Annotated in this window: 11 protein-coding genes; 9 read left to right on the top strand and 2 right to left on the bottom strand. The window is 45.3% G+C overall.

What is annotated here, in order from left to right; translation table 11 throughout:
- The first annotated feature begins 64 nt into the window (after positions 1–64).
- Together PJF56_RS01085 and PJF56_RS01080 are read left to right on the top strand one after the other, a co-directional pair.
- Positions 65–925 (top strand): fimbrial biogenesis chaperone, encoded by an 861-nt coding sequence (locus PJF56_RS01085; RefSeq protein WP_283760777.1) that lies wholly within the window; start codon positions 65–67, stop codon positions 923–925.
- Between the two features lie 138 nt (positions 926–1,063).
- Positions 1,064–3,667: a carboxypeptidase regulatory-like domain-containing protein gene (locus PJF56_RS01080; RefSeq protein ID WP_283760776.1), complete on the top strand. Its 2,604-nt coding sequence runs from the start codon at positions 1,064–1,066 to the stop codon at positions 3,665–3,667.
- Between the two features lie 136 nt (positions 3,668–3,803).
- Here the strand turns inward: PJF56_RS01080 and PJF56_RS01075 are convergent, their stop codons facing one another.
- Together PJF56_RS01075 and PJF56_RS01070 are read right to left on the bottom strand one after the other, a co-directional pair.
- Complete coding sequence (locus PJF56_RS01075) at positions 3,804–4,145, bottom strand: helix-turn-helix domain-containing protein (protein ID WP_283760779.1); 342 nt, start codon at positions 4,143–4,145, stop codon at positions 3,804–3,806.
- Positions 4,146–4,606: 461 nt separating this feature from the next.
- The gene (locus PJF56_RS01070) at positions 4,607–5,128 is read right to left on the bottom strand and encodes an RNA polymerase sigma factor (RefSeq protein ID WP_283760778.1); all 522 of its coding nucleotides are present in this window, start codon (positions 5,126–5,128) and stop codon (positions 4,607–4,609) included.
- Between the two features lie 396 nt (positions 5,129–5,524).
- Here PJF56_RS01070 and PJF56_RS01065 point away from each other — a divergent pair, with 396 nt between their 5' ends.
- The 7 genes from PJF56_RS01065 to PJF56_RS01035 all read left to right on the top strand — a co-directional run bounded on the left by PJF56_RS01065 (position 5,525) and on the right by PJF56_RS01035 (position 11,285).
- Positions 5,525–6,058, top strand: coding sequence for a hypothetical protein (locus tag PJF56_RS01065; protein WP_283760775.1), 534 nt, complete (start codon positions 5,525–5,527; stop codon positions 6,056–6,058).
- A gap of 201 nt (positions 6,059–6,259) precedes the next feature.
- Positions 6,260–6,580: a hypothetical protein gene (locus tag PJF56_RS01060; RefSeq protein WP_283760774.1), complete on the top strand. Its 321-nt coding sequence runs from the start codon at positions 6,260–6,262 to the stop codon at positions 6,578–6,580.
- A gap of 2 nt (positions 6,581–6,582) precedes the next feature.
- The gene (locus tag PJF56_RS01055; RefSeq protein WP_283760773.1) at positions 6,583–7,017 is read left to right on the top strand and encodes a hypothetical protein; all 435 of its coding nucleotides are present in this window, start codon (positions 6,583–6,585) and stop codon (positions 7,015–7,017) included.
- Between the two features lie 197 nt (positions 7,018–7,214).
- Positions 7,215–8,504, top strand: a complete 1,290-nt coding sequence (locus PJF56_RS01050) for a C39 family peptidase (protein WP_283760772.1) — start codon at positions 7,215–7,217, stop codon at positions 8,502–8,504.
- Positions 8,505–9,039: 535 nt separating this feature from the next.
- On the top strand, positions 9,040–9,576 hold the full coding sequence (locus tag PJF56_RS01045) for a hypothetical protein (RefSeq protein ID WP_283760771.1): 537 nt from the start codon (positions 9,040–9,042) through the stop codon (positions 9,574–9,576).
- Between the two features lie 207 nt (positions 9,577–9,783).
- A complete protein-coding gene (locus PJF56_RS01040) occupies positions 9,784–10,575 on the top strand; it encodes an RNA polymerase sigma factor (RefSeq protein ID WP_283760770.1) in 792 nt (263 codons plus the stop codon).
- Complete coding sequence (locus tag PJF56_RS01035; RefSeq protein ID WP_283760769.1) at positions 10,542–11,285, top strand: tetratricopeptide repeat protein; 744 nt, start codon at positions 10,542–10,544, stop codon at positions 11,283–11,285. Before PJF56_RS01040 ends, PJF56_RS01035 begins: the two co-directional genes overlap by 34 nt.
- Positions 11,286–11,396 lie beyond the last annotated feature (111 nt).

Below are 11,396 nucleotides of genomic sequence, written 5' to 3'. Positions count from 1 at the left end.
CAAAGATCGTCTTATGAATAGTAGCGTCAAAGACTAATTACCCATTAAGACTTTCTCATTGGTGATGAAACTGAATTTCCTGAGCCGCATAACCTCTAGCCTCACCAGCATTGTACTCGCCAACTGTCTATTACTAGGAGCGGCAGCCCGCGCCAATATTTCCATTTCGCCCATGGTAGTCGAAACCCAAGTCAACCGAGGGCAAGCCACAGGCAGCATCACCGTCTCTAACCTCACATCAGAAGAATTTCGCGCCCGCATTTACAGTGCCCCATTTACCTACGATCCGGAAGCCGGATTTCAAGTCTTAGACTCTAGTTCTCAAGACTTAAGCCCCTACTTACAATTTTCTCCGCGAGAATTACAAATCCCAGCTACAGAACAACGTCGCATTCGCTTCATTGCTCGGTTTCCTCCCAGTTTACCCGATGGAGAATATCGAGCCGTCCTGTTTACCGAAAACCTCAAAGCCACCATTCAAGAAGAAAACGATACCACGGGGGATATCATTTTTCGGACAACAATTGTGCCCCGAATTGGAGTCGCCGTTTACGTCCGCAAAGGGAATATTTCCCATGAGCTAACCCTCGACAGTGCCCGATATAATCCAGAGTCCAAAAAATTGGACTTACTCGCCATCAATACTGGAAAAGCGAGCGTCATTTTGCAACCGGAATGGACGCTGAAAAAAGACGGCAGAGAAGTTAAGCAAGATAGCGGCGATCCGATCACCGTCATCGCTGAAGGTTCCCGCTATATCAATATAGACTATGCTGCCGATGGCGAACTCACTTTAGAACCGGGAGACTATGAACTTTCTGGGCAATTAGGCTGGGGCGTTAACTTCAGCAATAAAATTAACTTTTCCGTAAATTTTACTGTACCTTCAACTCCTGAATCCAGCACTTTTCCCTCTTCCGAATGACATTTAGATCCCTCCTCTTAAAAGGGGTATATAGCCTTTCTCGAATAGATGAGATACATCTTTTAGCCCCCTCTCCCGTGGGAGAGGGGGTTGGGGGTGAGGGCTATTTTTCTAACTACACCAGTACAAATTTATGTGATGAAAAATTTCCTAAAACTATTCGGATTAATCGGTTGTTTGCAACTGATTATTTCTAGTAACTTGAACTGGCTAACGCGATCGAGTCTTGCAGCAACAATGCCCACGACAGCCTCAGCAGAACACACCCCAGATCCCCAGCCTACCTTGTTTATTGTCGGCTTAACCGTAGGCAGGCGAACGGTCAATTCTGGCGTGTTAGTGCGCGGTGAAGTAGATGATACAGAGTCCATTAACTTTGAGGATTGGCTGGTTCCTTATAATGCCATTTTAGAAGCCTTAAACTTTACCTCAAAAGTGGTAGAAGAAGATATCGTTGAACTACGATCGCCCTTTAAGGTGGTGCAACTTAATCTGAATGACTTACAAACAGATCCCGAATTAGGATTAGTGCTTTCTGTAGCCCAAATGAGGGAACTGTTTGGTATCCTCATTGAGTTTGACTGGCGAGAATATGCCATTGTTTTTCAAGTTCCTGAAGTTAGCAATACTCGGAGAACTCGCCGTCAGGATCGCCCAATCATCCTTGAAGGATTGCCCGAAGTTTCTGCTCCTAATTTTAATATCAGTGGGGTGCAACAGGAAGTGAATTCAACTAGAATAGGAGAGAATCAGATTAACAACCGAGGGCAATTTTCGGCTGTGGGCACTCTGTTTGAGAGTAGTTGGTTTTTGCGCTTGAATCAACGGGATTTTAGTGAGAGCGAAACTTGGCAATTGTCTGAGTTACAATTTCTCAAACAAACGGATGGAGCAGATTATTATTTGGGGTCACAGCCCACCTTTTGGCGCAGTCAAAGTGGGGGAGAGTTTTGGGGATTTACGACCATTCAGCGTCGAGGATATAATCCCTTTCCAGTTTTGAGAAATAATGGTGGGGCAAACCCTCAGCAACGACTGCAACCGGAGTCGGTGACGGCAACCATAACGGGTCAAGCAAAACCGGGAACGGTTGTACAATTGGTGAACAATTTGCAGAGTGGAGAATTGCTGGCTGAACAAGTTGTGGATGATTCGGGGGTTTATCGGTTTAATGCGGTTAGAGTGGGACGGAGTTTTAATAATCAATATTATGTTTTACTCTATCCAAATGGTTCTTTGGCAGCCGAACCGATTATTGAAGAAGCTCGGTTTAGTGTATTACTGGAACAATTACCCGCAGGTACATCGGCATGGGCAGTTTCTGCGGGGTGGAAGCGTCAGTTAAATTTTGATGAATTTTGGGGGGATTTTACCGATTTTAATGCGGGAGTGAGCAGTCGGTGGGGACTCTCGGAGGATTTGACGGTGGGTTTGGGGGCATTTTACGATCTGGGGATGAATGGATTAGCGGAAATTTTTTATCAACCGAAAGGAACTCCATTTATTGCGTCAATCTCTGGCATTCTTGGAGAAGAGACAGATGTTGATATTAATCTGGTTTGGGATGGTTATCCGAATTTGTTGGCCAGCTTAAGTAGCGATTTGGAGGATACGCGCTATTCTTTGGATTGGCGAGTTTTTCCTCGCTTGAGATTAATCGCAAATGGCACTTTTGGGGATCTAGGGAGTTTTGGAATACAGTATTTTGCTGGTGGATCGAATTATTCTACTCTGGCGCGGTTGAATGTGGATACGGAAGGTGACTTGAGTTGGAATCTAAATCAACAGTTGGGGCGACTTTATCTGTTCCATCAGGGCAATAAAAGTAGTTCTTTGTCGGATTTGTCTTATCGGTTTACGCCGTCTCATTATGGGGTTTTAAATTATAGGACGTTGAATAGTTCTATGGATAACTATTTGCTGTCGGCATTCTGGCGCTATCGATCGCCTAATCGCACTTATTTTGGCGAAACGTTGTGGCAAAGCGAACTCGGCTATCTCCTGGGATCTCAAGGCCATGGTCTTTATGTCAATGCATCCACCGCAATTTTACCGGGAATTGCCCTAGAACTGCGCTATGAAGGCATCTCTCTAACTTCCGAGCAAAGTCAGTTTCGCTTGCAACTGGTGTCGAGTTTAGGGTTGCAACAGGGTATTCGTCCGGGCGATCGCCAATTGGAGCGCTTACGCACCGCAGGCGGCTTATCCATTCAGCCCTTTTACGATCGCAACAGCAACGGTAAACGGGATGGCAATGAAGAGATTTATACCGATTCCTCCGAGTTTCTGATCCTCAATAACCAACTGGTAGAACCCTGGGAAATTGAAGTTAAAGGCGATCGCTTCCTCCTGCCCCTTCCCCCCGCCACCTATCGCCTCGACTTAGAAGCCGCCGGATTCCCTCCCGACTTCCAACCTTCAACCAATAGCTGGGCTGTAGAAGTCGTCGAAGGCAGTTTTACCCCCCTGATGATTCCCCTGCAACCCTCCTATACCCTTGCCGGAGTCGTCACCGATAGCGAAGGAAAACCCATCGCCGGAGCCAGGGTAGAAGCCTTCTCCAGCGATGGAACTTCAGCCAGTTTATCGATTACCAACACGGCAGGGGTGTATTATCTAGAACAATTGCGAGAAGGCACATATCAACTCAAAGTCAACGGTGATGGGGCGATCGAACCCCATACCATTACCATCGATCGCAGTTCCGAAACTTTGCTGGAATTCAACTTACAGCAGTTGTAGCAGTAATGAGTCGCGAAGGGTTTCCCTCATCCCCCTACCCCCTTCTCCCACGGGCGCTGCCCTGAGCGAAGTCGAAGGGAGAAGGGGGAAAAAGTCCCTCTCCCGTGGGAGAGGGATATAGGGAGAGGGCATTATTTCAGCTTTTAGAAGACTTCGATTGTTCAAGTTCTAATCCAATGCGATCGACAGTTGCCTCAAAATCTGCCCAAATTTCTTCAGCCGGACGCGGTGGCATTGCTGAGGCGATCGCATAGGCCTTATCAATCAACTCTTTCGCTTGGCGAAGTTCCTCGGCGCTTGGGGGAGTGTTATCGACTTCAATTCCATCCCACTCTAAGAGCAACACATCGTTAGGCGTACATTGAAAAAAATCACACAGTTGCGCCAGGGTGTTAAAGGCGATCGCCTCTGCCGAACCCTTCTCTAACTCCCGGATTTGCTCTAGGTCAATTCCCGTCACTTCGGCAATTTCTTCAATGCTAACATTGCCGTAATTTTTCTTGAGTTGAGATAACTGACTGGTGACTTTTATATCATTCCCAAAAATTCCGTTATTCGTTCACTTATTCTACCCTATCGAACTAGGGAACTTCAAAATTCAGCGATCGAGACTAGGGCACTTCAAAATCCAGCGATCGAGACTAGGGAACTTCAAAATCCAGCGATCGAGACTAGGGAATTCAAAATCCAGGGAGCGAGACTAGGGAACTTCAAAATTCAGGGAGCGAGACTAGGGAATTCAAAATTCAGGGAGCGAGACTAGGGAATTCAAAATTCAGGGAGCGAGACTAGGGAATTCAAAATCCAGGGAGCGAGACTAGGGAATTCAAAATCCAGGGAGCGAGACGCTCCCACTCCCTGCTTTTCTCCGGGAATGCGAGCATCTTGCTCGCTGCCTTTCCTCCCCCTTCTCCCCATTTCCCTCTCACCCCATCACCATCAAGCAACGAGAAAATAGGGTGTCAACTCTCCTGTCAACATCGAGCGTCCTTCAGAAACACGCTTGCGGACATTGGCATAGGAAATACTTTGTTTCTCGGCAATCTCTTGATAGGAGAGATCCCCATAGTAATGCAAGATAAACGTTTCACGGATTCGATCGGGTAAATTTTGGATTTCCCCTGCAATTATGTTTCTTTTTTCCTCTTCTTCGAGACTCAGGTTTGCATCCTCTTGCATCAGGGATAAAACTTTGCTCTCGTCAACCCCATCTAAATAGACTATCTTATTCTTTCTTCGATTCTTTTTACGCTGAATATCAACACAGACATTATGCGTCAGTTTATACAACCAGGATTTATAATTAAAGATACTTTCGGGACGATTCCCTACTTTGTGCCATGCTTTAAACATCGATTCAGAGAGGGCATCCTCTGCATCCATCTCATTTCCTCTCATCCATTTTAGGCAGCAACGATAGAGATAAGGTTGGTATTTTTGCCATTCGCGCCAAAATCTAATGTCTTTTTTTTTTACATAGTTTTTCCAGGGAAGCCCGATCGAAAGAACGGCGATCGCCGCAATTAACGGGTGAATTCTCTAACATTTTCATCATTCATCACAAAATCAACAGTATTCACGTAGTAGAAAACCCTGATCGAACCCATGTTCATAAACCATACAGTGATACTGCTAAATGTATTGCATACACACTAGAATAGTCCTGACTCAAATCACACTTTTTATTACCGTTACAATAAGCGTTCTCCAGATTGATAAGTTTTTCCAATACTCCCCATCCCCCTATCCCCCCACTCCCCTTCTCCGAGCAGAGGGCATCACCAAAAATTTCACAAACTCACCCTCGAAAACGTCTATAGAATAGAACACCCTAACAGAGGCATAAACATCCCAACCATGAAAAACCGTCATCTCGCCCTCGCAAGTGCCCTGGCAATCCTCGGTGCTGTCGTCTTCTCTCCCAAAGCCCAAGCTCAAAACAGCGTAACCATTCCCTTCAATGGGACTGTGAGCAGTAGCTGCACGTTTAGTAACGTTCAGAATGGTAACTTGGCGCAGCCCACTCCCACGGCTGAATATCTGATGGCTGATAGTAATTTTAGCAATGTTGGTACGTCAGCATCTCTCCAAGTCACCTGCACAGGGAATAGTGTTCTCTCCGTCAGCGCCCCAGTGAAAATTCAGGCCCCTGCTGGGTTCACCCCCGATACTGTTCAAGCTTATGTATACGATCCAGTGTTGGCCCTGACTGCAATTAAGGGCAGCCAGTTTAGCGCGAGTACACCTTGGAATAGCTCTACAACTCAAATCTCTATTGTAAATAATAGAACTTATAATGTAGGTATGGTTGTGGGCAAAAATGCGACTACCAATGGCTTACCTACCGGGACTTACGAGTATCAAGTCACGGTAACAGCGATTCCCAACTAGGGGTACGGCAGCCATCCCAGAATAGTTGTAGGGGCGGGTTTCAAACCCGCCCCTACTTTTGTTGTAAATAGACAGGGCTGGGTGGGCGCTGCCCACCTTACGAATCGACTATAACTACAAAAATTCAGAAATCGAATTGAAAAATCGTCTTCAGAGCAGAGAAGCTAAAGCCCTGATGACAGGGCAACATCCGGTAAAAACATGCTCCCTCTAAAAAACTGGATCAAACAAACCGGGATGAGTCCCACCTGGTACACCGTACTAATTACCTATATGCTTTTATTCTTTGTGATGGGATATATCACCTTCTTTCACAATAATGACTTTATCACCAACCCCGAAAACTTCGACAAAATTATTAGAGATTACGATCGCCCAGACAAGCAACTCTTGGTCAAAGAATTACTCCAAGATGATGCCAATACTTTTGCGGATGAAAACACCATCAGCTCCCAAGCCTTTAATGTCATCTTAGGGGCGATCGTATCATTTTTATCTTCTACATTGATATCAAAACAGTAAAAATGCCCTTACCGAATCCATCCCATCCGCCAGCTAAACTGTTACGGACAGACCTAGAAAAAATCGACCAAATTAAAGCAGCGACGGAAGCGGAAGGGATAAAACAATCAAAACACAATCGCCCTAAAAATATCGTAGGCAAACCCATTTGGTATATCATTCTATCCATTTATGCAATTTTGTTGACCTTTACTGGATTTGTCACCTTTTTTCATAATAACGGTTTCGCCTCTCGCAAGGAGCATATCGAACAATTAGATCTGATCGCTACGCCTGAAGAATTAGAGATCTATAGGCAGATGATTGACTCAGAAGTTGAAAACATAGGAGCGATCAACAATATGGCCAATCAAGCCTTTAATGTTGTCCTCGGATCGTTGCTAGGATTTTTATCAGCAACCTTGACAACCTTAGATAGCGATGAAAACGACTTTTGATTAATATTATATTTATTAAAATTAAGCGATCTGTAGGGGCGGGTTATACCCAAATTTTGTAGACTGAAAACTATTTTTGTATTCATGTCCGCTTGCGGAAACCCGCCCTCCCCACTCTTTAGCTTAATAATTATAAAAATTCATAAAACTCACACTCAAATCGTCTTATTAATAGAGTCAAAAAACAGGTTAATAAGATGAAATACATGAAAGCCAAGGCAAACACAAAACTAAAGAAATTGCCCGTAGAAGCCGCCCAACTGAAGCCCGAACAAATCGTAGATGTTCCCGCAGGAAAAAGCTATGGCTTTGAAGCAGTAGAAGCGGCGGAGAATGGTCACATCAAAGTGACATTAGCCGCCAATTCGGGCACGTTCTATGTTTTTGCCAAACATTGGGACGGTATAAGCTTAGATTCAGAACCCACCCTGATTACCCAAGAGCAAGCAGAGCAATTATTTGGCAACTCCATCTATCCAGAAAAACTCAAAGATCTAAACCATTGCTTGCATGTTTATCAAATCAATACCCCAGATAGATTATTTCACTTCCTCAGCCAAATTGCCCATGAGTCACGCGGCCTCAAATGGCTCAAAGAACTCAGTGATGGCTCAAATTATGAAGGAAGGACTGATTTAGGTAATGTTAACCCAGGGGATGGGCCAAAATATAAAGGTGCTGGGGCGATTCAATTAACAGGACGGGACAACTATCAAGCCTTTTGTAATTTCATGGGCGATCCGAAAATTATGGAAGGCTGTGATTATGTGGCTCAAAAATATCCCTTTACCAGCGCGGGTTCTTGGTGGCAAAAGAATCGGATGAATGAATTGTGCGATCGCGGCGCAACCGTTGAAGAAATTACCCAAGCCGTAAATGGCGGCTATAACGGCTTGGAAGACCGCAAACATTACTATCAAAAAGCCAAAAGTATTCTCGCTCAACAGAGTTTTAAGAAAATTTTGCTTGATGTTCCCTGGTTCCCCCAAACCGATAACTATATAGATCCCACGGGAACCTGTAATGCGTCTTCCTGTGCCATGTGTTTAGAGTATTTCCGCCCAGGAACTTTACCCGGAAAACAGGGAGATGATGCCTACCTAAAAGTCGTTTGTCAATATGGAGATAGCATCGATCATACCGTTCAAGGGCAAGCCTTATCCCATTTCGGCCTGAACAGCACTTGGCATATCAATCTCGATTTTGAAGATGTCTATCGAGAACTCGAAGCAGGTCGTCCAGTAGTCATTGGTATTTTGCATAGAGGCACAACTGAAAATCCTTCTGGATCTGGACATATTATTGTCGTGCGCGGACGCACTGAAAACGGTGATTTTATTGTCAACGATCCCTATGGTTCTATACATGATAATTACAAGGGTGCGGTTGAAAATGGTCGTAGTGCTATTTACAGTCGCTATGAAATGAAATATCGCTGGACTGCCGATGGGCCGGGAACCGGTTGGGGGCGTTTGTTTCAACCGTAGAACTTGATAGAAGACTCAGTTCGTAGTAAGCACTTTAGTAGATTGTAGGTGCGTTACGCTGTCGCTAACGCACCCTACTGCCTTTAAATACGGGTGTCCCATCAGCATAGCGTGCGTAAATGGCTAGATTGGGATTGGGCATTATTCCATTTTATGGTGATTTGAGATGCAAATCATTCAATTCCCATAACAACGAGACACAGTTGTAGGGGCGGGTTATACCTAAATCTTGTAGACTGACAACCATTTTTGTCAACCCGCCCTCCCTCACCATGTGTCTAGAGGACACAGAAAGTAGCAACCATTTAAGGATTTGATATTAGTGCTTAAAAGCCTAGCTGGAGATGGCTAAAGCCATCACTACAAACTGACTGATCAACACTCACCCTCATCCCCCTACCCCTTTCTCCCACAGGAGAGGGATATTCCGCAAAGCGGACATGAAAGGGAGAGGGCATCACAAAACTTTCACAAACTCCCCCTCACAAACGTCTATAGAATAGAACACCCTAACAGAGTCATGAAAATCCCAACCATGAAAAACCGTCATCTCGCCCTCGCAAGTGCCCTGGCCATCCTCAGTGCTGTAACCTTGGCTCCCAAAGCCGAAGCCCAAAACAGCACAACGGTCAACTTCAATGGGACTGTCAACAGCACCTGCACGTTTAGTAACGTTCAGAATGGTACATTGGTGCAGCCGAGTCCCACGGCTGAATATCTGATGGCTGAAAGTTTTTTAAACAATACTGGTACGTCAGGGTCTCTACAGGTCAACTGTACAGCCCCTAGCTCTCTTTCTATTAGTGCCCCAGTGAAAATTCAGGCTCCGGCTGGGTTCAACCCCGATATTGTTCAAGCAACTTTATTCAACCTCATCTTACCCATGTTCACAACAAATGGCAACGGCCAGTTTAGCAACAGTGTACCGTGGAATGTCCCTAAAAGTCCGATAACTTCTTTTAATAACCTTCCTTATAATGTGGGTCTGGTTGTGGGCAGAAATGCCAATACCAATGGCTTACCTTCTGGGACTTACGAGTATCAAGTCACGGTGACAGCGACTCCTAACTAGCTTCTCTTGTAGGGGCGAAAAATTTTTCGCCCCTACAAAAATATCTCACTGTTAACCAAAACTGACGTTAACTACAAAAATTCAGAAATCGAACTTGGGAATCGTCTTAAGATTGGAGAAGCGAAAGCCAGATACTTTAGTTATCCGGACTCGATCTCAAAACTGTATCTACCATCAATACTCCGCAAACAACTTGGGTTAATATTGATGCAGCACCGAGAAATTAGATCGCAAAATAAACATAAAAACCTCAATCCTCTAGAAGAGGAACAGCTATTACAGCGTCTTTCTGAAGGGGATCTCAATGCCTTTTGGCCCCTCTGGCAAAGTCATCAAGAGTATCTTTATTTTCGCTGTCTGCGTTGGCTGAATAATGATGCTTATGAAGCCGAAGATGCTCTCAGTTTGGCCATGCTTAAAGCCAGAAATAAATTGCCCGATCATGCCCACAAAATTACCCATCTCCGGGCTTGGTTAACTCGTTTCACCCATAATCTATGCATGGACAAATATCGACAAGATCGACGCAGAGCCATAGGTGTGGACAATATTGACGAGATCGCCCCCACTTCTCTAGACTCTCTTCTGATCAGTTATGCTTGCCCGGAATCTACCCTACTTTCTGAAGAGTTATCCCAGTCCATTTTTCGCGCTATTAATCTGCTTCCTGAGCGACTGCGCCAGCCGTTTATTTTGCGTTACTATCACCAGGTTTCCTATGCCGATATTGCTCAACGGTTGGCCATTTCCCAGGACAATGCCTACAAACGGATTCAGGAAGCGAAGGAGCGCCTGAAGAAACAGTTAAGGCACTATTTATCTGGGCAAAATAATTCTGTATTGCATTGTTTACTAGAGGAAAAATATCATCAGACTCCGGCAGACAAGGAGAGTTTATCTGATGTTCCGAGTCTGAACAATATCAGGCCGATTCATCCAGTTATTAGTTATCATCTTACTGCCACATGCATAGTCAAAGGGTCTCATCGGTTGCCGTAATTTCTCAGCCTTCAGGAATGGAGGCTGAGGTTTGTTTGGTGTTGGAGAAAAAGCCGACCCGAATTAAGCAGAAACTGAAGACGTTATATCAGTATATTGAGAATTATCCATCGGGATGGAAAAAGCGCTTAAAATTGGCGGATCTGCTCTATAAAACGGGAGATTGGCAACCGGCAATTGAGCAATATCGACAGGTGATGGAGCGACAACCTCAAGTGATTGAGGTGTATTTAAGGTTGGGCAAAATCTTGCAGTTGATGGCACAACCGGTGGAGGCGGCGAGGGTGTACGAGCAGGCTTTATCTCATATTCGCTATGAACCGACGCAAGCGCATATTCGCGGATTGATTGCGGTGTGTAACTGGGATTTGGAGGCGGCGGTAGGCTTCTTCGAGTCAGCCGCCTCATTGGAGCCAGAAAACCCGTCTCACTGGCTGGCGCTGGGGCGGGTGCAGATGGCGAGAAAGGATGCTGCGGCGGCTCTGGAAGTCTATGAGCGCATTTTAGCGAGGTATCCTGACAATATTGTAGCGGCAGGCGATCGTTTTGATGCGCTGATGGCTTTGGGGCATGTGGAGGAAGCACAGGAGCAGTTAAACCGACTGATGGAACTTGCCCCCAATGATGTGCGGGTACAACGGCGACAGGAAGAACAGGGTTGGTCAACAGACAGAACTAATGCTTACAGCGCTTCGCGCGGTAATGGGTAATGGGTAATGGGTAATGGGAAAACCATTTTTTACGCTAGAGTGCCCATTCTTCAGGCTTTTCATGGGACAACACTCTCAAGGAACATTTCGATTACTGTACCTCATAACATC

This window comes from Roseofilum halophilum BLCC-M91, from assembly GCF_030068445.1.
Lineage (GTDB): Bacteria > Cyanobacteriota > Cyanobacteriia > Cyanobacteriales > Desertifilaceae > Roseofilum > Roseofilum halophilum.
The sequence above is the reverse complement of the archived record's forward strand: the minus strand, read 5'-3'. Positions and strand labels throughout refer to the sequence as shown.

Bases quoted from the DNA above. Each gene is read 5' to 3' on its own strand.
- PJF56_RS01085 (WP_283760777.1), top strand. From the start codon at position 65: ATGAAACTGAATTTCCTGAGCCGCATAACCTCTAGCCTCACCAGCATT.
- PJF56_RS01080 (WP_283760776.1), top strand. From the start codon at position 1,064: ATGAAAAATTTCCTAAAACTATTCGGATTAATCGGTTGTTTGCAACTG.
- PJF56_RS01065 (WP_283760775.1), top strand. From the start codon at position 5,525: ATGAAAAACCGTCATCTCGCCCTCGCAAGTGCCCTGGCAATCCTCGGT.
- PJF56_RS01060 (WP_283760774.1), top strand. From the start codon at position 6,260: ATGCTCCCTCTAAAAAACTGGATCAAACAAACCGGGATGAGTCCCACC.
- PJF56_RS01055 (WP_283760773.1), top strand. From the start codon at position 6,583: ATGCCCTTACCGAATCCATCCCATCCGCCAGCTAAACTGTTACGGACA.
- PJF56_RS01050 (WP_283760772.1), top strand. From the start codon at position 7,215: ATGAAATACATGAAAGCCAAGGCAAACACAAAACTAAAGAAATTGCCC.
- PJF56_RS01045 (WP_283760771.1), top strand. From the start codon at position 9,040: ATGAAAAACCGTCATCTCGCCCTCGCAAGTGCCCTGGCCATCCTCAGT.
- PJF56_RS01040 (WP_283760770.1), top strand. From the start codon at position 9,784: ATGCAGCACCGAGAAATTAGATCGCAAAATAAACATAAAAACCTCAAT.
- PJF56_RS01035 (WP_283760769.1), top strand. From the start codon at position 10,542: ATGCATAGTCAAAGGGTCTCATCGGTTGCCGTAATTTCTCAGCCTTCA.